The organism is Methylobacterium sp. E-065 (genome assembly GCF_022829605.1).
Classification (GTDB): Bacteria; Pseudomonadota; Alphaproteobacteria; order Rhizobiales; family Beijerinckiaceae; genus Methylobacterium.
The window spans coordinates 25239-47393 of record NZ_JAKSYD010000220.1 but is presented as its reverse complement, the minus strand read 5'-3'; the positions used below and the strand labels follow the sequence as shown (position 1 = coordinate 47393).

Here is a 22155-nt window from a genome sequence, read left to right as displayed (position 1 = left end):
GCTGATCAGCGCATCCGGCGTGATCGATTTGCGGATCTGAGCGGGGGTCTGCTTGTCGACCATAGGGGCGGCCGGAGCGGCACCCTGGCTGAGACCGGCCAGCGCGGTGTGAACGCCGGAGAGCAGGTCCGGCAGATCGCCCATTCCAACGCCTTTTGACACTTCGGCCGCGAGCACCGCATCGCTGCAACACGTCCTCACCCACTTGCCGCGCCTCGACGGCGTGGCGGTGATCGTCGTCCTTCAGCATCGGGACGCGCTCGACGAGGACGGGTTTCGGCGGTCGCTGACGGCGGCCGGCATCGATCTGGCGGAGGTCCTGAACGATGCTCCGATCGAGGGCGGCCGCGTCTACCTCATAGGCGTCGATCTCGTCGTGACCGTCGAGATGGGACGCTTTCGTACCCAACCGGCGGATAAGATCGGAGGCCGAGGTGTCATCGATAGCTTCCTGGTCTCGCTCGCGCACGACGAGGAACGGCGCAGCATCGCGGTCGCTTTCGCCGGCACCGGCGGGGATGGGACGCTCGGTTTCAAGGTCATCAAGGAAGCGGGCGGCCTGACGCTCGCCGAGGAGACCCATGAGACGAGAGCGGGAGAACTCGCTTCCAGCGACAGCCCGGCGGCCCTGGCCGACGCCATCCTGCCATCCGATGATCTCGTCGCGCGCGTATCGACCGCTACGCACCAGCTCGCCGCTCAGGGCGACGTCGCCCCGGATGCATCCAAGCCCGCGCTCAAGGCGATCGCAGGGGCGCTGCGCAACAGGACCGGCCACGACTTCCATGGCTACAAGCCCGGGACTTTCTTGCGCCGGGTCCAGCGCCGGATGCAGGTCCTCTCGCTGGCGAAGATCGAGGATTACGTTGATACTCTGCGTGAGCACCCCGAGGAGGCGCAGGAGCTTTTCAACGATCTGCTGATCGGCGTTACCCAGTTCTTCCGCGACCCGAAAGAGTTCGAGCTCCTTGAACGCGAGGTGATCCCGAAGCTCTTCGCCGACAAGACGCGCGACGACCAGATCCGGGTCTGGGTGATCGGTTGCTCGACCGGTGAGGAAGCCTACTCGCTGGCGATTCTGCTGCGCGAGCACATGGCCACCCTCGACCACACGCCTCAGGTCCAGATCTTCGCGACCGACCTCGACGGACGGGCGCTGGCCTCGGCGCGAGCCGCGCGGTTCGCGAACACGATCAGCGAGGCGATGTCGGCGGAGCGGTTGGCCCGATGGTTCGTAAAGGAGGGCAACACCTACTGTCTCGTCAAGGAGCTGCGCGAAATGTGCATCTTCTCGCAGCATTCGATCATCAAGGACCCGCCGTTCTCACGGCTCGATCTGATCTCATGCCGCAACCTGCTGATCTATCTCGACGCCGATCTGCAAGGACGGGTCATCCCCCTGTTTCACTTTGCCCTGAAGCCTGACGGAACCTTGTTCCTCGGAAATTCCGAGAACGTCTCGCGCCACATCGATCTGTTCGCCCCGATCGACAGCCGCTCGCGCATCTTCCGCCGTCGAGAGACTGGCACGCGCATCCTGCCGGATTTCCCGTTCGTGACGCCGAACCGTCAGATCGGGGCCGCGGGTCGCACTGAGGAACGAGCTCGACCGAATGGGATGGCGCTGACACGACGTGCCGAGCGGTTGGCGGAGCGTTACGCGCCGGCCTACGTGATCACCGATGCTGCGTACAACGTGCTGCACTTCTCCGGGCGGACCGGCCGCTACATCGACCCGGCCGGTGGCGCCGCCAGCCTGAACCTGCTGCAGCTCGCCCATCCGGATCTGCGGCTCGACCTACGATCGGCGCTGGTCAAAGCTGAGGAAACTGCTCAGACCGTGCAGGTTGACGGCTTGCAAGTCGGCCAGAACGGGTCCCGCCTCGCGGTCGACCTCGTCGTTGAGCCCATGCGCGACGATCCGAATGCGCGCGGTTACTTCGTGCTGTTCAAGGATGGTTTCGTATCGGCCGCCGAGCGCGCCGACGGCGCAGATGCTGCGGCCGGGCTTGAGCACACCCGACGCCTCGAAGCCGAGCTGGGGGTCACACGCGAGCGCCTGCAGGCCACCATCGAGGAGTTGGAGAGCACCAACGAGGAGCTGAAATCCTCGAACGAGGAGTACCAATCGCTCAATGAGGAGTTGCAATCGACCAACGAGGAGCTGCAGACTTCGAAGGAGGAGCAGCAATCCGTCAACGAGGAACTGACCACGGTCAATGGCGAGCTCGGCCATCGGGTCCAAGAGCTGGGCCGCGCCAACAGCGACCTGAAGAACTTCCTGGAGAGCACGCAGATCGCAACGATCTTCCTCGATAACGAGCTGCGGATCACCAATCACACGCCTGCCGTCACCGAGATCTTCCACCTTATCGAGACCGACGCGGGCCGGCCGATCAGCCACATCAAGTCGCGCATCGCCTATGAGGAGCTGCAGGACGACGCGCGGCGTGTGTTGCGCACCCTGAGCGTGGTCGAGCGCGAGATCACCAACTCGACGACGGGCGCGCAGTACCTCGTTCGGGTCTTACCCTACCGTAGCGTCGACAACTTCATCGCTGGCGTCGTGATCACGTTCGTCGACATCACGGAGCGCAAGCGCGCCGAGGAGCGACAGCGTGCGAGCGAGCGCCGGCTCCTCGCCCTGGTCGAGGGCATCCCGCAATTGGTCTGGCGGGCGGCCGAGGATGGACGCTGGACCTGGGCGAGCCCGCAATGGTCCGCCTACACCGGTCAAAGCGAGGCGCACAGCCGAAACCACGGCTGGCTTGATGCCTTGCATCCCAATGATCGTGCGCTCGCTGTCGAGGCTTGGCGCGAGGCCACGTCGACTGGTGTTCTGCAGATGGAAGGCCGCCTGCGCAACGCCGTCGACGGTGGCTACCGCTGGTTCCAGACGCGCGCGATGCCGGTGCGCGGCGAGCGCGGCGAAGTGGTCGAGTGGCTTGGTACATCGACCGACATCGACGATCTGCGCAGGATGCAGGAGCAGCAGCGGGTTCTGGTTGCGGAGTTGCAGCACCGCACCCGGAATTTGATCAACGTCGTGCACTCGATCGCGCAGCAGACCCTAGCGGCGAGCGACACGCTGGATGCGTTCGGGGTGGCGTTCAACGAGCGGTTGGCCGCACTCTCGCGCGTACAGGGACTGCTTTCGCGCGCGGGCGATGAGCCGATCATGTTGAGTTCCCTGATCCGGAACGAACTCGACGCGCTCGGCGCCTCCGATCTGCAGGAGCGCGTCGTGTTGGAAGGTCCCGACGTCCGTATCCGCAAGGCGACGGTGCAGACGTTCGCGCTTGCTCTGCACGAGTTGGCCACCAACGCGCGCAAGTACGGCGCGCTCTCCAATTCGCACGGCCAACTCAGCGTGACGTGGTGGACGCACGAGAGCGATGGGCAGGAACCACGGCTCACGCTCGAATGGGTCGAGACCGGCATTGAGCGACAGCACGCGACGGGAAGCGGGGGCCTGAAGAACGGTTATGGACGTGAGCTGATCGAGAAGGCGCTGCCGTACGCGCTCGACGCCATGACGCGCTACGAACTCGGAGAGACCGAGGTACGTTGTCTGATCGAGCTCCCGTTGGCTTAAAGCTTGATTCGAAGGGACAGATCACGATGGCCACACCGAGCCATGAAATCGACGCGCTGTCCGGCCATACGGTGCTCCTCGTTGAGGACGACTACTTCATCGCCACCGAGATGCGACGAATGTTGTCGAGGAGCGGCGCAGAGGTTCTCGGTCCCGTAGCGAGCGTCGACAGGGCCTTGGCGTTGATTTCCTCCAATTCCGCGATTGATGCGGCCGTGCTCGACGTCAACCTGCGGGATGTCATGGTCTTTCCGGTGGCGGACGCCCTGACCACGCGCGGTGTGCCGTTTATCTTCGCCACCGGTTATGAGGGCACGATCATCCCCAAGCGCTACGCGCACGTTCAGCGCTGTGAGAAGCCGGTGGAGATGGATACGCTCGCGCGGGTGCTGTCGACCCAAGTCAGCTGCGCTTGAAATGCTTGCGCATACGCAAAGGAGCAACGCCTCCGCGCTTGTATGTCGCGCATTAATTTCGCGGGTCGCACAAGCGTGATCTGTTTTGTTCAGTAAATCGAGATGCTTATTGGGCATACTTTATCTGAGTACCGGCACCTCGGATGGCTGCTTTCGCTGCTGAAAATACGAGCGCTCTCCCCTCCGACAAGATCCCTCACCCCTGCCCGTGGGCTATCCGCGCGAGGTAGTCTTCATGCTGGCGCTGGATGTCCTTAAAGGTAACGAGGAGGGTCTCGGCATCGTGGAACGGCCAACCATTTGTCTTAAAACGAGCGACTAACGCACGTTGCCTCTCGATATGCTTGGCACCTTCCTCGACGTGCCGCCTAACCATCTCACGTTCGGTCTCGCGCTTACACATCGCGGCCCTCCAAATGGCGCGTTACGACGTACAAGTGTCAGTTCGCCGTTCAACCTGCCAAGGCTGAAAGCTTATCAGTCTAGCTCATGTTCAAGGATCATACCCGCCCGCTATGACATTGTCGCGCCTGTGTGCGAGTTGTCGAAAAGGGTAAATTCGTTCGCATGATCACCGTCGATGCCCTCGAGGACGAAGGCTTCACGGTGTTGGAGGCCGCGCCTACCGATGACGCATGGCCGCTCATCGCACGCCACGGCGACATCGGGGTGTGATCCACCGACGTAGCTGTGCCTGGGCAGACGGATGATCCCGCAGTCGTCGCGCGGTTCGCCGAGCATTGGTCAACCATTCGCGAGATCCTAATCTCTGAGCGCTAGGGTCTCAGCATCCGCTGGATCGCGGTTAACGGACAATGCATTCGGTCCCGTACCATCATTATTATTCGATCAGAGCAGTAGTTCATGCAATCTGGTCAAGTTGAATACTCGGATCCGAGATTTGGCAAGAAAGTGAGGTGACTTACAATCACTATGGTTGCGATCGACATCCGGCCATTCGCCTATTACGGATGTCGGGTCGGACAGCAACTCGGACGCTATCTGCGCCGCATCCAGACCGGCATCGTGCGATCGAGGCAGATCCGGCAACGAACCCAAAAGGAGTCGATATGCGATGCGATGCCTGCTCCAACTTGGCCTTGGGTGCTGCCGTCGGATACGGCTATGGCGACCCCTCCAGTGATGGTTACGCTCCGGCTGGGTACTATGCGAGCCCGTTTGGCGACGGCCGCGGCTACTATGGCCGGGGTTACTACGGCTACTGAGATCGGCCTACGGGTGCCGTACACGCACCCGTAACCGCATTGCGGCATCATACTGACGGGCCACGTTGCGTACCGGCCCACGCTGGTGAGATCGGATGCTCCCCTGCCCCGTGATCAGATCGGGGTGGGGCCGAGCGGCCCTTAGATCAGCGCCTGAGGGTGCGGTGTCGGCGTACCGGTGTACGTCTCGGGCTTGAGCGGGCAACCAGTGTGTGATCGGCGGTGCTGCAGCTTGAGACTGCCCGCGCCGGAATAGATCCCGGCGATGATGATTTGCCCCTGACAGGCGGGGCAACGCTTTTGCGCCATCATGTACCGACTACGGGCCTCCGCGAAGGTGGCGGCCTGCCACGCGCCATCCACCTTTACTTCGCACGCCTGCTGACTGATCGTTGGCATGCCTATTCCACTCGGTGTTGCGACATCGGTCTGCAATCAAGCGGATAGGTTGGAGCGGATATAGTTAACGAGGCGTTGCTTTACCTACCATAATCCGGTCGAGCGACAGTAGGTTCGACCATCTCGCGTCCTACGCCTGGCCGAAGTGACGCATCACCAGAGTAGCCTCACTCGACAGTTTGGCCTCGGCAGAGCGGAGTCTCGACCGCCCTCCTATCAAGGCGATCCCGACCAAAACGTATGACCCGGCAAGGGCCACGAAAGCGCACCACCAGAACAAGGCATCGAACATGGCTGAAGGCGGGCCTCCGATTGTAAGCGGATCCTCAACGGACATGGTGAATGCTTCGTTAAGGCCGCCCTTGGCCCAACCTGTGAGGGTCGATATCGGCTCTGGCGCCGACTGATCGCCACTCGCCGACAAGAAGAGCTACGGGCGCTGGTCGGCTATGCACAACCGGCTTGCAACCGCCCGTGACACTCAATCATTGGAGGAACAGAGCCGTAGTGACACTCCAAAGGTCCACCATGTTGCTGATCTCGTCCCTAGTGGCGGGCACGTTCATGCTCGCCACGTCGTTCTCGCTCATCGCTGTGCTGACGGACTAGGCCACCGCGGCAAGCCGTCCGGTACCGCGCTCGCGACGACCGCATCTCCGCCTGTTATAGCGTTGGCACCCACTGCTGATCCACCTGAGGTGGTCGCGACCCACACGGTGCTTGTTGCAGGCGGGCATGTGGCGACAGATGGGTGTGGACCAGTCCCCTGTACCTTGCTCGTGAGGCCTCGGCCGGGCAGCGGCGTGAGCAGCGGCGCATGCGGGGGCGGGGGAACTGGACACCCCGCCGCGCCGGCCCACGGCGTTTAAAGGCGATACGAGGCTATCCAGCTGGGCGCCAGGATGTCGCCAGCGTCTGTTATGATCCACGGCCTGGCATCGCCCGTATCCATCGCCTCGGTCGCGGCAGCGAGTGCCGCGCGCAAGGTCGGAAAGCGATGCCCTTGTGCGGTGTGAGCTGGGGCGCGGCTGGACCAGAGGGTCAGTTCAGCGGGTTTGTTGAGGTCGGCTAGCGTCATGAGTGCGTGTTCCGCTCGATAGGAGCGGGGCCTGTGTTGAGCGTGCCAGGGAAGGGCTGCGGACTGTAGGTGAAGGCGCCCGGCCTATGGCGCGATTACGTGTGCGCGTGTCCTGTCGAAGATGGGCATAAGCTGATGCGATCTCAAGCCGTCCAGGGCCGAGGCCGCGGCACTACGATCTCGACAGTTTGGCCGGTGAGCGGGTTGAGGATCAGCATGGCCGCTGGTCTCCGGTGGGTGTGCCAGTACAACGACGGCCAGGGGCGAGGAGATTAGGGCGTTCGGTGCAATTGCGCACATCTGGTAAATAGTCCGTTTACCCTGGCTTCCCGTTGGATCAGCGCCGCAGCGCCTCGATCCAGGCCGCCACGGGATCCACCACGAACGACACGTATGCGGCCCACGTCCGAGCCCAGCCGTTCATGGGGGTGTCGGCATCGTTGGGGCGGGCAGCCATCAGGGCGGACACGTAGCGGTCCTCGTGTGGCTTGCACTCATCGAGCGCGTTGCGCTCCCGGCCAGCCCGGCTGCCACGGTCCTGCTGGCCGTCGTACGCCTGGCGCACGCAGACGTGCCACGCCTGTTCCAGCGCTGGCAGATCGGCCGGCTCAGCCGCCAGGGCCGAGACTGGCCCGAGAGTCACCAGCGCGATCACGCCGGTTATGTGCACCTGCCGGTTCACCGGATTGCGCCGGTGGTCTGCACGATCTCTGTTGCCGGCAGCGTAGCCATCTCGCCCGCGGCCTGCTGCAGTTGCTGACGGACTATGCTGTCAGCCAACGCCACAAGGCCGATGAGCAGCAGCCCGATGAAGGCGCTACGGACCAGGATCGAGCGGTTGAGCATGGAGGGCGCCTTGATGACGTTGGCACCATAGCTGAGCCGTTCGGGACTGGCTGCTACACTGCTGCAACAGCCAGTACGGAAAGCGAACAGCGCCTGCTGCAAAGGGGCCGCTCTGTCCTACTCGCAGACGCGCGCACGCCGAATGTGTTCGACGCCGTAGGGATCGATGAAGCCGCGGCGCTCGATGTGGCAGACCTCCTCGACGTACACCGGCGGTGGCGCGCGATAGACCGGGCGGCCCAGGCAGTAGCCATCATTGGCCGAGGCAATTGCGTCACCGACCGCAAGGCCGCCAATCGCGCCCTGTGCCGCCGCACCACCCACCCCAATGCCACCGCCAGCCTGAGCGGCAGGCAGTGTGCCACACAGCGGGAGACCGACCAGGGCCACCGCGCCGTTGGACCTCAGCAGAGGCTTCCGCATACGGACCTCCGATATCGCTCGCAGGTCACCACAGGCACGTAAACGCAGGATTTCTGCCGCTCGGAGGAGATGCCGGATCTGACAGCTACGCGTAGGGGCTGCCGAAAAGGTCCCAAAGCGCCTGCCGCCGAAACAGCGTGCGCCGGCGTCGTCTCTGATGCTCTGGCCGGTCGTGAACACTGGTACAAGGCGTCAGGTCTGAGAACTGCGGTAGATCGCACAGGTACTAAGAGGCGATGCTCGCGCCGTATCAGCACCCTGGCGCATCGCGCTGCCCGTCGCGAAGAATGCGCTGCAGCGCAGTATCGATTGTAATCTTCGCCGTAGGATCAGTATTACTTCTCCGGCGTTCGCCACATTGGTGCTGAATACCGCTGGGAGAACGCCATGGGTCTGACCGCTTTTGTTGTTTTCGTCGTGCCGTGGATGGTGCTTGCGGCTTGGCTGTTCACCCTACCCAGCGCAATCCGCTTGGGTGCGCCGTCCACACCTTGGCGGCAGCTCTACCGCTTTCCCGATACGTCCCGCGATCAGCACCCCAATCGGCAACAAGAGGTCAACAGCTACAAACGTGGTGCCCACGTCGGATCGGGGCTGACCGGCGGGGACAAGCACGAGCCAGTTTCCAAGCCTACGGCTGGAGTGCTGGGCACGAGCGTGGAGGCGACCGAGCCAGACGACAAGATTTAACTGATCGCTTATCGCAGAGTAGCGAGGCCCTGCGTCGGCCCCGATGAGCTCGACGCGGGTTGACTCCCCTGTAACCTGTAGAAGGCTTGCCCATGCCACAGATGTTCGATTGGATCTTCTTCGCGATCGTGATCCCATTCCCGGCATTCCTGCTCTGGGATTTCTATCGGAACCGCGACGCATCCAGGAACGTCCGGCAGCACTAGCTGTTCAATCTTGGAGGCGCGTTTCAACACGACAAGCGGAGGGAGACCGCCATCGCCGCCGGTCACCTGCATGCCCGCATCGAGGCGACACAGGACGAGCGGGATGCGTGGCGAAAGGAGGCTGAGCGGCTGCAGATGGGATCCATACGATCCGCTTGATGCAAACTGTTCTCGTAGCTGTTGAGCGGCGCAACGGTTCGCTAACCGACAGCCCCCAGCATCTCCGCCATGCCCAAGCGAACACTTCGAACCCTAAAAGGCGCGTTCTGGATCGTCGTTCTAGGCGTCTGCTGCTTCTCGGCAGCTATGCTGGTGGAAGCCAATCGCCCCGCAGAACCAGCCGTGGCGCACCTGCCGTCTGCGGATCCTGTCACGACCGCAGCTATCAATCGTGCTCCTATCCGGTGGTGTGGTGCTGCCTCTTGGTGCCGCTAAACCGAGGATCAAGCAGCGCCGATCTCGATCATCGGCCGACTATCACTCTACCCATTACCCCCGTTACTCCTAGCCATCACGTGATCGGAGCGCTTGCGCTTCCCGATTAAAAGCGCCTACCGGAACCGTTTGATCTGATTGCGTGCAATGAGGCTGGTGAAGGCTTCGTAGATGCCTGCACGGCGCTCGCAGCGCACGGGCAGCCGGCGGTAGCGGTTGAACCAAGCGTGCGTGCGCTCCACCACCCATCGGTGCCGGCCCAGCCGCTCGCTGCTCTCGATGCCCGGGCGTGCGATGCGTGGCATGATCCCCCGCGCTCGGTACTCGTGGCGTCGGCGCCGGGCGTCGTAGGCTTTATCGGCATGCAGCTTGTCTGGACGCCGTCGCGGCCGCCCGCGCCGACCACTCCGCAGGGGCGGGATGGCATCGAGAGTAGCCGCCATCATGACGCTCTCGTGCCGGTTGGCCCCGCTAGGCAGAAGCCGAGCGGCGTGCCGCGCGCGTCGGTGACGAGGTGGCGCTTCGTATCCGCCTTGCCCCAGTCCGTCGGGTTCGGGCCGGTGGCAGCCCCCCCCATTTGCGGGGACAGAGGCGCTGTCCAGGCAAGCCCGGCGCCAGTCGATCTGTCCGGCTGCGTGCAGGCGGCTCCACACACCCGCCGCCTGCCAATCCCGCAGCAAGCGCCAGCAGCTTATGTCCGAGCCGCAGCCCATCTCGGCCGGCAGCATCCCCCAGGGTAGCCCCGAGCATAACACGAACAGGATACCCGTCAGTGCGGCGCGGTTCGCGATCGGGCTACCCCCACCTGCCGGACGAGGTCGAGACGGCAGGGGGAGCGGAGCGATCTTATCCCAGAGGTATCATTGCGGAGAAGCGGTCTGGCCATGCCAAACCAACGCGGCACATCCAGCGCAGTGCCGTTCTGTTAGGCGCTCTCAGACGCACGCGTTCTACGCGGCATGTTTGATGCCATCCGCCATGGGGGCCGGCACTCCTGCGCCATGTTGCTTGAGCGGCCGGTTGCCCGATAGGCGGCGAAGCAGCACGTAAAAGACTGGAGTAAGGAACAGGCCGAAGGCCGTAACGCCGATCATCCCGGAAAAGACCGCTACGCCCATGGCGCTGCGCATCTCCGATCCGGCCCCAGTGGCGGTGACAAGCGGTAGCACGCCCATGATGAAGGCCATCGAGGTCATCAAGATCGGGCGCAGCCGCAGGCGACTGGCCTCAATGGCCGCCTGGACCGGGCTCCGACCGGCAAATTCCAGTTCGCGGGCGAATTCCACGATCAGGATGGCGTTCTTCGCCGAGAGTCCGACCAGCACGATCAGACCGATCTGGGTGAAGACGTTGTTGTCTCCCGCCGAGAGCCAGACCCCGAACATCGCCGCGAGCAATCCCATCGGCACGATCAGCAGGATGGCGAGCGGCAGGGCAAGGCTCTCGTACTGGGCGGCAAGCACGAGGAACACGAGGAGGAGTGCCAGCGGGAAGACCCAGACGCCCGAATTGCCCGCGATGAACTCCTGATAGGTCAGGTCGGTCCACTCGAAGGCGAAGCCCCGTGGCAGCGTCTCGGCGGCGATGCGGGCCGCCGCGTCCTGGGCCTGACCCGAGGAGTAGCCGGGGGCGGCGCCCGCGTTGATGTCGGCGGACAGGAAGCCGTTGTAGCGCATGGCCCGCTCCGGCCCCGCCGTCTGGCGGACGCGCAGTAGGGCCGAGAGCGGCACCATCTCGCCTGATCCAGCGCGGACCTTCAACTGGCCGATATCGTCCTGGCGAGCACGGAACGGCGCGTCGGCCTGGACGCGGACCGAGTAGGTCCGGCCGAACTTGTTGAAGTCGTTGACGTAGAGCGAGCCCAGATAGATCTGCAGCGTGTCGAACACATCCGTCACCGGGATGCGGAGTTGGCGCGCCTTTGTCCGGTCTATATCGGCAAAGAGCTGCGGGACGTTCATCTGGAAGCTGGAGAACAGACCGACCAGCTCGGGCGCCTTTGCGGCCTTCGCCATGAACGCCTTGGTCGCCTCGTTGAGGGCCTCGTAGCCGAGGCCGGCGCGATCTTCGATCTGAAGCTTGAAGCCGCCGATCGTGCCTAGGCCGTTCACCGGCGGGGGCGGAAACATGACGATAAAGGCGTCGGGAATTGCGGCGTACTTCTTGTTCAGGGATTGTGCGATGGCCGCCCCGTTCAGATCCGGCCCCTTCCGTTCGTCGAACGACTTCAGAGTTGAGAACACGATCCCCGAGTTCGAGCTGTTGGTGAAGCCGTTGATCGAGAGGCCGGGGAAGGCCACCGCGCTTTCAACGCCGGGCTCCTTCAAGGCAATCTCGCTCATCCGACGGATCACCTCCTCGGTTCGGTCGAGGGTGGCGCCGTCGGGAAGCTGCGCGAAGCCGACGAGGTACTGCTTGTCCTGGCCGGGCACGAAGCCGCCGGGGATCTGGCGGAATAGCGCCACCGTCACGCCCACGAGGACCAGGTAGACGACCAGCATCGCGCCCTTGCGTGAGACAACGCCGCCGACGCCTCGCCCATAACCGTCGGAGGCAGCCCCGAAGGCGCGGTTGAAGCGGCGGAAGAACCATCCGAGCAGGGCGTCGAGGACCCGGGTCAGTCGGTCCTTCGGGGCGTGGTGATCCCTCAGGAGCAGCGCCGAGAGGGCCGGCGACAGGGTCAGCGAGTTGATCGCGGAGATCACAGTCGAGATCGCGATGGTCAGAGCGAACTGCTTGTAGAACTGGCCGGTCAGCCCGCTGATGAAGGCCAGCGGCACGAAGACAGCGACCAACACGAGGGCGATGGCGATGATCGGCCCCGAGACCTCGCGCATGGCCTGGTAGCTCGCCTCCCTCGGAGACAAGCCCGCCTCGATATTGCGCTCGACGTTCTCGACCACGACGATGGCGTCGTCCACGACGATGCCGATGGCGAGGACGAGGCCGAACAGGCTCAGCGCGTTGATCGAGAAGCCGAAGACATGCATCACCGCGAATGTACCGACGATGGAGACCGGCACGGCGAGCAGCGGGATGATCGAGGCCCGCCACGTCTGCAGGAACAGGATCACCACGAGGACGACGAGGGCGATGGCCTCGAGCAGCGTGTGGATCACCGCCTCGATCGAGGCGCGTACGAACTGCGTGGGGTCGTAGACGATCTGGTAATCGACCCCCTCCGGCATGTTGGTCTTGATCTCGGCCATGGTCCGGCGAACCGCGTCCGAGATCTGGATCGCGTTCGAGCCCGGCGATTGCGAGATCGGGATCGCCACGGCCGACTTGTTGTCGAGGAGCGAACGCAGGGCATAGTCCGAGGCGCCGAGCTCGACCCGGGCGATGTCGCGCAGCCGCGTGATCTCGCCGTTCTCCCCGGTCTTCACGACGATGTCGCCGAACTGCTCCTCGCCGGTGAGCCGGCCCTCGGCGTTGAGGGACAGTTGAAGGTCGAGGCCGGGCACAGCGGGCGACGCACCGATGACGCCCGCCGCCGCCTCGACGTTCTGCGCCTGAATCTCGCGCACCACATCGCCCGCTGAGAGGCCGTGCTCGGCGACCTTCTGCGGATCGAGCCAGATCCGCATCGCGTAGTCGCCCGAGCCAAACAGCTGCACTTGGCCGACGCCGTCGAGGCGGGCCAGCCGGTCCCTGATGTTGAGCACCGCGTAGTTGCGCAGGTACGTCATGTCGTAGCGCCCGTTGGGCGAAACGAGATGCACCACCATCGTGAGATCAGGAGACGACTTCACCGTGACGATGCCGAGCTGGCGCACGATGGCCGGCAGGCGCGGCTCGGCCTGCGAAACCCGGTTCTGGACGAGCTGCTGCGCCTTGTCGGGATCGGTGCCGAGTCGGAACGTGACGGTCAGCGTCATGATGCCGTCGGTCGTGGCTTGGCTCGACATGTAGAGCATGCCCTCGACGCCGTTGATCTGCTCCTCGATCGGAGTGGCCACGGTTTCGACGATGACCTTGGGATTGGCGCCGGGGAAGGTCGCCCGCACCACGACGGAGGGCGGCACCACGTCCGGATACTCGGAGATCGGCATCGCGAAGAGCGAGATGAGGCCGCCGATGAAGATGAGAACCGAGAGCACGCCCGCGAAGATCGGGCGGTCGATGAAGAACTTGGACAGGTTCATGGCGCCCTCGGGGATCAGGCACAGGGGGACCGGGCGGCCACCCATGGGGCGGTCGCGGGGAGGCATCCGGGGGAGTGGGGGCGCTCGGACGCGGTCAGCGCTCGGCGAACCGGCGCGGGGTGCCTGGACGAAGGCCCATCGCCACCGGCTCGGGGCGCAGGAGCATGCCGGGGCGCAGCCGCTGCAGGCCGTTGACGACGATGCGCTCGCCGCCAGACAGCCCCGAGGTGACGACGCGCAGGCCATCGACCGCGCGCCCGAGGGCGATGGCGCGGAACTCGGCGCGGTTGTCCGGCCCGACGACGAGGACGAACTTTTTGTCCTGATCGGTGCCCACGGCGCGCTCATCCACGAGGAGCAGAGGTTCGGGTCTGGCCTGGCCCAGCCGCATCCGTGCGAATTGGCCGGGGATGAGGTGGCCGTCGCCATTGGCGAAGGTGGCCCGCACCCGGACGGTGCCGCTTCGGGCATCCACCTTGTTGTCGATGAACTGCAGGTGCCCCCGGGCTCGGGTGCCCTCCACCGTCTCCATCTCAACGGGGATGCGGTCGAGCTTACCACGTCCGCCTGCCGGCCCGACAATGGAGGAGAGGGCCTTCAGGACGACGCCCTCGTCCGCGTCGAAGCTCGCGTAGACGGGATCGACGGAGACGAGGGTCGTGAGCACCGCGGCTCCCGCACCCGTTGCCACGAGATTGCCCGGCGTGATCTCCCGACGGCCGACGCGGCCGCTTACCGCCGCCCGAACCTGCGTGAAGCTCAGGTTCAGCCGCGCCGCCTCCAAAGCCGCCTTTGCCGCATCGAGGCTGGCCTTCGCCTCCTTGAAGGCGTTGGCGCGGACATCGAGGTCACGGGCCGTAACGATCTGCTGGTCAGAGAGCCTGCGCCCACGCTCCCAGTCGCTCGACGTGAGGGCGACCCGCGCCTCGGCCCCAGCCACCTGGGCCTCCAGGCGCTGAACCTCCGCCGCGTAGGGCGCCGGATCGATGGTCACGAGAAGGTCGCCGGCCGCCACCAGTTCGCCCTCCACGAAGTGCGTCGCCTGGATCGCGCCGCCGACCCGGGCCCGCACGTCGATGCGCTCGACGGCCTCGAGGCGGCCCGAGAACTCGTCCCACAGGATCACGTCGCGGGGCTGGATGGTGGCGACCGGAACCGCCACCGCCTGTTCGGCCTCGGGCGTCGCGGCGACCGCCGGGCCGTCCGGAGCGAGCGTGGCAGGGGCCAGCCGGTAGGCCACACCCGCCAGCAGGGCGAGGGCCAAGCCGATCCCGACACTGCGCCGGACGGGAGAGTGTGTTCGAGAAGCGTCGCGACGGGGGTCCACAGGCGACTCCGACATCTGTATAGTTCGCTACACATGTCGGCATGGACGCGGCGCGTCAAGTGACTTATCTACCACTCGATACAAAAGCTGGAGCCGGCAGACAATGGTGATGGGGCGGCCCCGGTCATTCGACACGGACAAGGCCCTCGACGAGGCGATGGAGGTGTTCTGGCGCCACGGCTACGACGGCGCGAGCCTCACGATGCTGACCCGAGCGATGGGCATCAAGGCGCCGAGCCTCTACGCGGCCTTCGGCAGCAAGGAGGGGCTCCTACGGGCGGCCCTCGACCGGTATGCCCTGCGCCGGTCCGAGCACATGCGCTACGTGTTAGCGGGAACGAGTGCCCGCGAGGTTGCAGAACGGTTCCTGAATAGCATCGCCGAGAGCCACACCGATCCTGCCAACCCACCCGGGTGCCTATTGGTGCAAGGTGGGCTCGCCTGCGGCGAGGGTTCGGAGAACATCCCCTTCGAATTGGCTTCTCGGCGCGCGTTGACCGAGACCGAACTGCGTGAGCGATTCATCCGGGCCCAAGATGATGGAGACCTTGCAGAAGCCTCCGACCCAGCCGCGCTAGCACGGTTCCTTTCGACGGTTGCCTCGGGCATGGGTGTCCTGGCCTCGTCTGGCGCTGATCGAGACGCTCTGCGCGAAGTCGCACGCGTATCGCTCAGCGCATTTCCGGATCCAAGCACTCGTGTATCAACCAAATCATGAATTTGGACGACTATAGAAGTTATCGGGAGAACGCAGAGCAGCACCAATGGGGTCGCGATCGGTTCGTGTCCCGTCGGGTTATAGTTTTTTGCAAATGGCGGCATGATGGCACATGAAAGCCGTCGCGTCCGCCCCACAGCATCAACCGTAAGACCCTGAATCAAAGAGTTGAGCCCGCAGGAGGCTGTCTGCTTTTCTTGGGGAGGTCTTTAAAGCGGACACGCTGCTTCACGGCCAGCTTCGGTTATGAATGCGGGCTCCTCTGGACGGCAGGGTTGGGTGGATTTCCGCGGGTCTGATTCGGGGAGGCAGATACATCGAAGTGGATGTAGCCGCGGGGACCGCTCGCGGCCCTGTACAGACACTCTGTAGGTCCGCTTCAAGTCATCCTTGGGCGTAAAAATCTATGCTCGCTTGCGGTCTCAAATCTCGCGTTATGGTGCACGATCAGGGCCGCCAACCGCGCTGGCTACCTCACCCTTCCCAAATCATCCGCGACGAACGTCTTCAGTCGTTACCAGCGATAGCGAAGAGTCGCGAGGATCGTCTGCCTGTTTCCGTAGAAGCAGCCGGTCGCAGCGATGCACGTCGTGACGTAAGTTTTGTCGAAGAGGTTCGTCGCGTTGAGCGCAAGATCGACGCCCTTCAGTTCGGGATGGCGATACCCAAAATCATAGCGGACAGCCGCATCGACGAGCGTGACCGCAGGTGTTCGGTAGAGGTTTGCGTTGTCGCCGACCGAGACGCCAACGTAGCGCACGCCTGCGCCCAGACCGAGGCCGGCCCAGTCCCCCGTTCGGATCGTGTAGTCGAGCCAGACCGAGGCCTGATGGCGGGGAACGAAGGGCAGTTCGTTCCCGACGATGCTGACACCTGCCGCGTTGGCGTTGGCCTTGGTGAACCGGCTGTTCATGGCAGCGTAGGAGGCGACCATGTCGAGGCTGTCGGTGAGGCTGGCCTTCGCCTCGAGTTCCAGCCCGCGGACCCTTGCTTCGCCAGCCTGGGTGTTGAACCGGAAGTCGAGGGCGTCCGGCGTCAGCACATTCTGCTGTTTGAGATCGAACACCGCACCGGTCAGCAAGAGGTTCGTACCTGTCGGCTGCACCTTGATACCGCCCTCGATCTGGTCTCCGGTGGTCGGAGCGAAGGGCGTGCCGAGGCGGTTGGTGCCGGAGGTGGGCTGGAACGACGTCGCGTAGCTCACGTAAGGGGCCAAGCCGCCCTCGAAGAGGTAGCTCAGGCCAACGCGGCCGGTAAAGGCGGCATCGTCCTGCTTCACCTGTGACAACGCGCCGGTCGACACCGCCCGGGTCCGAGTAGTGGCTTCGGCCCAGTCCTGGCGTCCGCTCAGCGTGAGACTGAAGCCGCCGACGCGGATCTCGTCCTGCGCGTACAGACCGGTCTGATTGCGCCCTTGTGTGATCCGCGTGCCGATCGGCGGCCGGGTGACGCTCCCGGCATAAACTGGGGCGAAGATGTCGATCGACGGGACGATCCGCAGGTTAGATTCGTCATAGCGTGCATCCTCACGCAGGTAATCCGCGCCGAACAGGAGCGTGTGGGCGAAAGGCCCCGTGAGGAAGCGCGCTTCCAGCTGATTGTCGACGTTGAAGAGGTTCGAGCGTTCCGGGAATGCCCAAGCATAACGGGACAGTGTTCGATCATCGGCCGCGAGGCCGATCGCCTGGACGCGCTGGGTGTCGGCTTCCACATGCGCAAATCGCAGGTTCTGGCGCACAGTCCAGACATCATCGAAGCGATGCTCGAAGGCGTAGCCGATAAAGCTTTGGTCGAGCTTGAACCGGTCGTAATTCGGCTCGCCGATGAAGAGTCTCGTGGGAATGCGCCCGCGCGGGTTCGTGTACAGGGTGCCGAGGGTCGGGAGGCCCTGGGGCGCTCCGCCGCCGGGCGAGTCGATGTGTAGGTACTGCGACAGGATCGTGAAGGACGTGTCGGCATCCGGTCGGAACGCGACGCTCGGTGCGATGAAGACCCGGTCTTCCTCCAGGTAATCCACCTGGGTTCCGGTGGTCCGAGTGAGCCCGGTCAGGCGATACAGGATCCGGCCGTCGGGATCGACGGGACCGGACAGGTCGAAGGCAGCCTGAGCACGTCCGAAGCTGCCAGTCTGGAGTTGGATCTCGTGCAAAGGCACGGCGCTCGGACGTTTGCTGACGAGGTTGAGCAGGCCACCCGGCGAGTTCTGCCCGTAGAGTCCCGATGATGGGCCCTTCAGCAACTCGATGCGCTCCAGGCCGTACGACTCGATGAGTGGCTGCGAGTAGCCCCGTGCGCCGAACGGCAAGCGCAGGCCATCGAGGTAGCGTCCGGGCACAAAGCCGCGGACGTAGAGCCAATCGTAGCGCAGGTCCGTGCCGTACTGCGTGAGCACGCCCGGCGTGTAGAGCAGCGCTTGGCGCACGTTCTGCGCCTGCCGATCCTCAATTTCCTTCCGGCCGACCACGTTGATCGCCTGCGGCGTTTCCAGGATCGACGTGCCGGTCTTCGTCGCCGTCGCGCTGCGTCTGGCGACGTAGCCATTGACTGGCCCGAGGGCTGTATCGGCTGTTACCTCCAAGGCGTCGAGGGCGACGGTGCCGTCTTGGAGACTATCGATCTCGGCCTGTGCGACGAGGCCGACGATGGTCGCCGAGCGCTTGGCCGTGAAGTGCGGCACCAGACCGGTGCCCGCAAGCAGTTGCCGCAAGCCTTCTCTAAGGTCGTAGCGCCCGGCGAGCGGTGTCGAGCGCAGGCGGCGGCTGGCGTTGCTGTCGTAGATCAGTTGCACGCCGCTGACGGTGCCATAAGACGCCAGAGCCTCGTCGAGGGGCTGCTCGGCAATCAGGAAGTCGAGGGACTCGTCCATATCCGGATTGGGCGATGCCACGCGGACGACCCGCGCCTCGACCTTCGCCCCGGTCAGACCCTCGGGGGCGATAGCCGCCGAAGTCTGCGTCGGCAGGGCCAACACGAGCGCCGCGACCCCACTCAATCCCATCGCCATCCGGTAGCCGTCTCCCGTCCGATGCCGCCCGCGTCCTTCCGCCATCGTCGTGCCCCACGTCATCTTGCGGCTTGTCTCCGCTGCCCGACGGGTCGTGATCGCCCGTCTGACTCCTCAGACGCGCGCCGGGCGGCGAGCCCGCAAAAAAAACGTCGTGCCCTTCTCGGTCCGACGCGACTGGGCGGCGCTCAGCGCAGGACGACGAGACGGTCGCCGAACCTGACCTCCGATAGGGCTAGGGCGGTGCGGATGCTGCCGAGAGCTTCCTCCGGTCGCGCGAGGTGGAACACGCCCGTCACCCGCCGGGCGGCCGTGGCCGAACTGGCGACGACGATCCGGCCCGGCCGGTACCGGTTGAGATCGTCCACGACCTGCGACAGCGGCGTATCGCGGAAGACGAGCAGGCCCCGCCTCCAAGCGGCCGTGGCGGCGACGTCGATGGCGTGGGGGCTGCGGGCATCCGGTCCGATCTCGACCTCCTGTCCGGCCGCGAGGCGCGTCGCAGGAATGCCCGGTGCGGCAACGACGGTGACTCGGCCGAACAGGCAGGCCACGTCGACATCCTGGCCGCCGACCCAGCCGGACAGGCCTCCGCGAGGCCTGCACCGAATGACAACCTCCGCCGGCTCGCTCGGCTCGGTGATGAGGCGCACCTCGCCCACGACCATCGTGAGAGGAGCACGGGTGGCTGGAACGGTGACGGCCGCCGAGCCGGCATGCAGAACGATGGCCTGCCGCATGTCGTCGAGCTGAGCGTCCAGGGCCGTCTCGGCATCCAGCTCGATGCGGATGCCGGCCGGCAGGGTCACCGTCCGGATTTCGCCTATGCCCGTCCGGTATGCAGCACGCAGGGTCGGCAACCGCAACACAAGCGTCGCGCCCGCGGCTGCGATGGAGGCCGTCGCGACCCCGCCGGCGGCCACTCGGCCGAGCATGCGCCGCCGGGTCATCCCGCGCGGCGCCTCCCGGGCAATTGCCGGCCCGGCCGTGGACGCAAGGGCGTCGCCCGCCCGCCGCCATAGTCCAGCGGCAGCTCGGAATGCGGCGTCGTGCTCGGGCGTGGAGCGCCAAGCGGCGAGGGCCTGGGCGTCATCCTGCGTCGCCGTTCCCGAGGTCAGGTGGACGACCCAGGCGTGCGCCTGCCGACGGACGCTGTGATCGTCGCCGTTTGTAGCCGTATGCTGTTGGTTCGGCTCGCTCATTCTTTACTCGCCGGTCGGCGGATGCGTTTCGCGCCATCGCACGGAAAGAGCATCCTGCAGCAAGACGTTTCGATGCACGGCATCCCGCAATCAATCCGGGATCCGGCTTGGTCGGAGACGGTCCGCACAATGATCAAGCGCCATACTGACCTCGGCCTCCACCGTTCGAAGTGATACGCCGAGGCGCGCGGCGATGGATGCGTGGCTCAAGCCTTCGATCCGGCTGAGGCGGAAGGCCTCGGCGCGCCGGGGCGGAAGTTCGCGCAGGGCCGCACCGAGCCTCTGCAGGTCGAGGCGGCCCTGTGCCTGCCGGTCTGGGCCCGGTCCCTCGTCGGCGACAGCCAGAAGATCGTCGATCTCGACGGGCATGAGCAGCCGGGACCGGCGCATCTGCGCCCTGTTGTGATCCACGGCCAAGTTCGCCGCGATCTGAAACAGGAAGGCGCGTTCGTTGTGAAGAACGATCTGGTCCTGCTCGGACCGCGCCACTCGGATGAAGGCCTCATGCATCAGGTCGGACGCCTCGTGTCGACCGACCTTTCGGCTCAGAAATCGCAGCAAGGCCTCGTAATGGCTGCGATAAAGACTCGCCAATCGGCTCGCAGGCCCATCAGGGGCGGGATCGACGGCAGGCATGGACCTCTGCCTGTGAGAGACGGCTGGGGTGACTTGGCTATGCCTTTGCGTATCGCGACGATAGACGTTGGAGCAAGAACATAAAAGTCACTCCCAAGATACATCGCACTAGTTTTAAATTTTTCTATTTAATAAAACTGCTGCCGACTTACGATTACCCCAGTCACAAGCGATGTTGTTCGATGCGGTGATGCGATCTCCAACGGAAGCGCGCAGACGGTCTTCTTACAGGTGGCTTTGGAGAGAACCGCAAGAAGATTTGGCAAAGGAATGGATGTCCGGTTGCCGCCATGGCGGTAAAGGCCGTCTCCCGGCCTAAGCAGACCAACTGGAGCTCGACGGCACGACCCTCACGCCTGCGCCACCGGCAACTCGCCGACCTGCGTCGTGTAGCGCGGCGTACGCATCGCGAACTTCGTGTTCCACTCGCGGCCGCTGAGCAGCCCCGCCCGCGCCGGTACCACGGCGCCCCGGCCCCAGCGCGCGTTGCATGCGTCCATCGCCGCGACCCGTCATCTTATCATAGGGAATCAGGAAAAAGACGTCGCGTGGTCGGAACGTGATCCGACCTCAGCCGGTGGTCCAAGTTCTTAGAGTCTGTTTGAGGCGGTTCTTTCCAAGCTGGGTTGTTGAGGCCGTCGGCAGCCGTGAGGCTGGTGACGGAGGCGAAGCGGGTGAAGGCTTCGGAGATGTCGGCGCATCGCTCGTAGCGGACGGGCAGGCGGCGGAAGCGGTTGAACCACGCGCGGGTGCGCTTGACGACCCCGCGATGGCGGCCGAGCCGCTCGCTGCTCTCGATGCCGCGGCGGGCGATGCGCGGCATGATCCCCCGCGCTCGGCACACCCCGGCGTCGGGGCTTGGCGTCGTAGGCCTTGTCGGCGTGCAGTTTGTCCGGGCGATGTCGCGGCCGGCCCCGCCGACCGTTGCGCAGGGCTGGGATGGCATCGAGGGTCGGTGCCATCATCACGCTGTCGTGCCGGTCGGCGCCGCTCAGGCCGAAGCCGAGCGGTGTACCGCGCGCATCGGTGACAAGGTGGTGCTTCGTGCCCGGCTTACCCGGGCCCGTCGCAGAGCCCCTTTTTCGCCGGGACAGGCTCGCTGTCCCGGGCTCGCCCGGCTCCAGTCGATCTCACCCGCCGCGTGCAGGCGCTCCAGCAGGACCTGATGCAGGCGCACCCACACCCCTGCCTCCCGCCAGTCGCGCAGGCGCCGCCAGCAACTCATCCCGCCGCCGCAGCCCATCTTGGCGGGCAGTATCTCCCAGGGCAGGCCCGAGCGCAGCACGAACAGGATCCCGGTCGGCGCCGCCTGGTTCTCGATCGGTCGTCGCCCGCCCTTCGGACGGGGCCGGGGCGGCGGAAGGAGCGGGGCGATCGCGTCCCAGAGATCAGCGGGAAGAAGCGGGCGTGCCATACCCACCAACGCCCGCCCAAACGATCCGTGGCCGTTCTGTCAGGCGCTCCAAGCCCGTCCATCCAAGCATCCGCAAGCCCGGACCCGCGCGGAACCGATCGAGCTAATCGGTCATACTTGCACTTACTTCTCTCGTTTCATTCGTCCAAGAAATGTTCGACGTAATAAATTCGCTCTTCGCGTGCACGGCATCATTATGCGTTGGCTCTATACCCAGCTACTCCTGGATTCACTCGCTCGCCTCGACGGTAGTCGAGGCCGCTTCGCCGAGCGTGGGATCGAGCAGATTCGTTGCCGGTCCGCTCAACCGCCACGGCTTTGGGACGATTTCAGGGAACCAAGTCCAAGCCGGGTCGCAGGGGGCAGATGATACAAGACAGAACCGTTGCGTCGGG

16 protein-coding genes and 2 pseudogenes are annotated in these 22155 nt (G+C 64.7%); 4 read left to right on the top strand and 14 right to left on the bottom strand.

The window, feature by feature from the left end; genetic code table 11:
• Positions 1 to 144 (bottom strand): annotated as a pseudogene (locus tag MKK84_RS25960) (MucR family transcriptional regulator); the annotation flags it as partial.
• Between the two features lie 61 nt (positions 145 to 205).
• Here MKK84_RS25960 and MKK84_RS25955 point away from each other — a divergent pair.
• On the top strand, positions 206 to 3595 hold the full coding sequence (locus MKK84_RS25955; protein ID WP_243924903.1) for a CheR family methyltransferase: 3390 nt from the start codon (positions 206 to 208) through the stop codon (positions 3593 to 3595).
• Positions 3596 to 3621: 26 nt separating this feature from the next.
• Positions 3622 to 4011 carry a response regulator gene (locus MKK84_RS25950; protein WP_243924902.1) on the top strand — a complete coding sequence of 130 codons (390 nt, stop codon included), beginning with the start codon at positions 3622 to 3624 and terminating at the stop codon, positions 4009 to 4011.
• Positions 4012 to 5378: 1367 nt separating this feature from the next.
• On the opposite strand, the gene MKK84_RS25945 is transcribed toward MKK84_RS25950, so the two are convergent.
• The 4 genes from MKK84_RS25945 to MKK84_RS25925 form a co-directional block, all read right to left on the bottom strand.
• Positions 5379 to 5636, bottom strand: coding sequence for a hypothetical protein (locus MKK84_RS25945; RefSeq protein WP_243924901.1), 258 nt, complete (start codon positions 5634 to 5636; stop codon positions 5379 to 5381).
• Positions 5637 to 7051: 1415 nt separating this feature from the next.
• Positions 7052 to 7384, bottom strand: a complete 333-nt coding sequence (locus MKK84_RS25935) for a hypothetical protein (protein ID WP_243924899.1) — start codon at positions 7382 to 7384, stop codon at positions 7052 to 7054.
• A gap of 8 nt (positions 7385 to 7392) precedes the next feature.
• Positions 7393 to 7662 carry a hypothetical protein gene (locus MKK84_RS25930; RefSeq protein WP_243924898.1) on the bottom strand — a complete coding sequence of 90 codons (270 nt, stop codon included), beginning with the start codon at positions 7660 to 7662 and terminating at the stop codon, positions 7393 to 7395.
• A 15-nt stretch (positions 7663 to 7677) separates the two neighbouring features.
• The gene (locus MKK84_RS25925; RefSeq protein ID WP_243924897.1) at positions 7678 to 7983 is read right to left on the bottom strand and encodes a hypothetical protein; all 306 of its coding nucleotides are present in this window, start codon (positions 7981 to 7983) and stop codon (positions 7678 to 7680) included.
• Between the two features lie 387 nt (positions 7984 to 8370).
• Between MKK84_RS25925 and MKK84_RS25920 the strand changes: the two genes are divergently transcribed.
• A complete protein-coding gene (locus MKK84_RS25920) occupies positions 8371 to 8673 on the top strand; it encodes a hypothetical protein (protein ID WP_243924896.1) in 303 nt (100 codons plus the stop codon).
• Between the two features lie 757 nt (positions 8674 to 9430).
• Here MKK84_RS25920 and MKK84_RS25915 read toward each other — a convergent pair.
• The 3 genes from MKK84_RS25915 to MKK84_RS25905 form a co-directional block, all read right to left on the bottom strand.
• Positions 9431 to 10144 carry an IS5 family transposase gene (locus MKK84_RS25915; RefSeq protein ID WP_243924906.1) on the bottom strand — a complete coding sequence of 238 codons (714 nt, stop codon included), beginning with the start codon at positions 10142 to 10144 and terminating at the stop codon, positions 9431 to 9433.
• Between the two features lie 120 nt (positions 10145 to 10264).
• On the bottom strand, positions 10265 to 13459 hold the full coding sequence (locus tag MKK84_RS25910; RefSeq protein ID WP_243924905.1) for an efflux RND transporter permease subunit: 3195 nt from the start codon (positions 13457 to 13459) through the stop codon (positions 10265 to 10267).
• Between the two features lie 94 nt (positions 13460 to 13553).
• Positions 13554 to 14801 carry an efflux RND transporter periplasmic adaptor subunit gene (locus MKK84_RS25905; protein ID WP_243924895.1) on the bottom strand — a complete coding sequence of 416 codons (1248 nt, stop codon included), beginning with the start codon at positions 14799 to 14801 and terminating at the stop codon, positions 13554 to 13556.
• A gap of 88 nt (positions 14802 to 14889) precedes the next feature.
• Here MKK84_RS25905 and MKK84_RS25900 point away from each other — a divergent pair, with 88 nt between their 5' ends.
• Positions 14890 to 15504 (top strand): TetR/AcrR family transcriptional regulator, encoded by a 615-nt coding sequence (locus tag MKK84_RS25900; protein WP_243924894.1) that lies wholly within the window; start codon positions 14890 to 14892, stop codon positions 15502 to 15504.
• Positions 15505 to 16018: 514 nt separating this feature from the next.
• On the opposite strand, the gene MKK84_RS25895 is transcribed toward MKK84_RS25900, so the two are convergent.
• The 6 genes and pseudogenes from MKK84_RS25895 to MKK84_RS36005 all read right to left on the bottom strand — a co-directional run bounded on the left by MKK84_RS25895 (position 16019) and on the right by MKK84_RS36005 (position 21760).
• The gene (locus MKK84_RS25895; protein ID WP_243924893.1) at positions 16019 to 18571 is read right to left on the bottom strand and encodes a TonB-dependent siderophore receptor; all 2553 of its coding nucleotides are present in this window, start codon (positions 18569 to 18571) and stop codon (positions 16019 to 16021) included.
• Between the two features lie 125 nt (positions 18572 to 18696).
• Positions 18697 to 19710, bottom strand: a complete 1014-nt coding sequence (locus MKK84_RS25890; protein WP_243924892.1) for a FecR family protein — start codon at positions 19708 to 19710, stop codon at positions 18697 to 18699.
• A gap of 90 nt (positions 19711 to 19800) precedes the next feature.
• On the bottom strand, positions 19801 to 20346 hold the full coding sequence (locus MKK84_RS25885) for an RNA polymerase sigma factor (RefSeq protein ID WP_243924891.1): 546 nt from the start codon (positions 20344 to 20346) through the stop codon (positions 19801 to 19803).
• 350 nt (positions 20347 to 20696) lie between these two features.
• Positions 20697 to 20855 (bottom strand): annotated as a pseudogene (locus MKK84_RS25880) (DUF4113 domain-containing protein); the annotation flags it as partial.
• Positions 20856 to 20936: 81 nt separating this feature from the next.
• Entirely contained in the window at positions 20937 to 21440 is a 504-nt protein-coding gene (locus MKK84_RS36010) for a transposase (protein ID WP_409566547.1), read from the bottom strand.
• A complete protein-coding gene (locus MKK84_RS36005; protein ID WP_409566546.1) occupies positions 21338 to 21760 on the bottom strand; it encodes a transposase in 423 nt (140 codons plus the stop codon). The genes MKK84_RS36010 and MKK84_RS36005 overlap by 103 nt, the downstream gene beginning before the upstream one ends.
• Positions 21761 to 22155 lie beyond the last annotated feature (395 nt).

What these genes read in the sequence shown, in the direction of transcription:
- MKK84_RS25925 (WP_243924897.1), bottom strand. Translation starts at nt 7,983, where the DNA reads ATGCGGAAGCCTCTGCTGAGGTCCAACGGCGCGGTGGCCCTGGTCGGT.
- MKK84_RS25910 (WP_243924905.1), bottom strand. Translation starts at nt 13,459, where the DNA reads ATGAACCTGTCCAAGTTCTTCATCGACCGCCCGATCTTCGCGGGCGTG.
- MKK84_RS25950 (WP_243924902.1), top strand. Translation starts at nt 3,622, where the DNA reads ATGGCCACACCGAGCCATGAAATCGACGCGCTGTCCGGCCATACGGTG.
- MKK84_RS25905 (WP_243924895.1), bottom strand. Translation starts at nt 14,801, where the DNA reads ATGTCGGAGTCGCCTGTGGACCCCCGTCGCGACGCTTCTCGAACACAC.
- MKK84_RS36005 (WP_409566546.1), bottom strand. Translation starts at nt 21,760, where the DNA reads ATGGCACGCCCGCTTCTTCCCGCTGATCTCTGGGACGCGATCGCCCCG.
- MKK84_RS25895 (WP_243924893.1), bottom strand. Translation starts at nt 18,571, where the DNA reads ATGACGTGGGGCACGACGATGGCGGAAGGACGCGGGCGGCATCGGACG.
- MKK84_RS25920 (WP_243924896.1), top strand. Translation starts at nt 8,371, where the DNA reads ATGGGTCTGACCGCTTTTGTTGTTTTCGTCGTGCCGTGGATGGTGCTT.
- MKK84_RS25945 (WP_243924901.1), bottom strand. Translation starts at nt 5,636, where the DNA reads ATGCCAACGATCAGTCAGCAGGCGTGCGAAGTAAAGGTGGATGGCGCG.
- MKK84_RS25890 (WP_243924892.1), bottom strand. Translation starts at nt 19,710, where the DNA reads ATGAGCGAGCCGAACCAACAGCATACGGCTACAAACGGCGACGATCAC.
- MKK84_RS25900 (WP_243924894.1), top strand. Translation starts at nt 14,890, where the DNA reads ATGGTGATGGGGCGGCCCCGGTCATTCGACACGGACAAGGCCCTCGAC.
- MKK84_RS25885 (WP_243924891.1), bottom strand. Translation starts at nt 20,346, where the DNA reads ATGCCTGCCGTCGATCCCGCCCCTGATGGGCCTGCGAGCCGATTGGCG.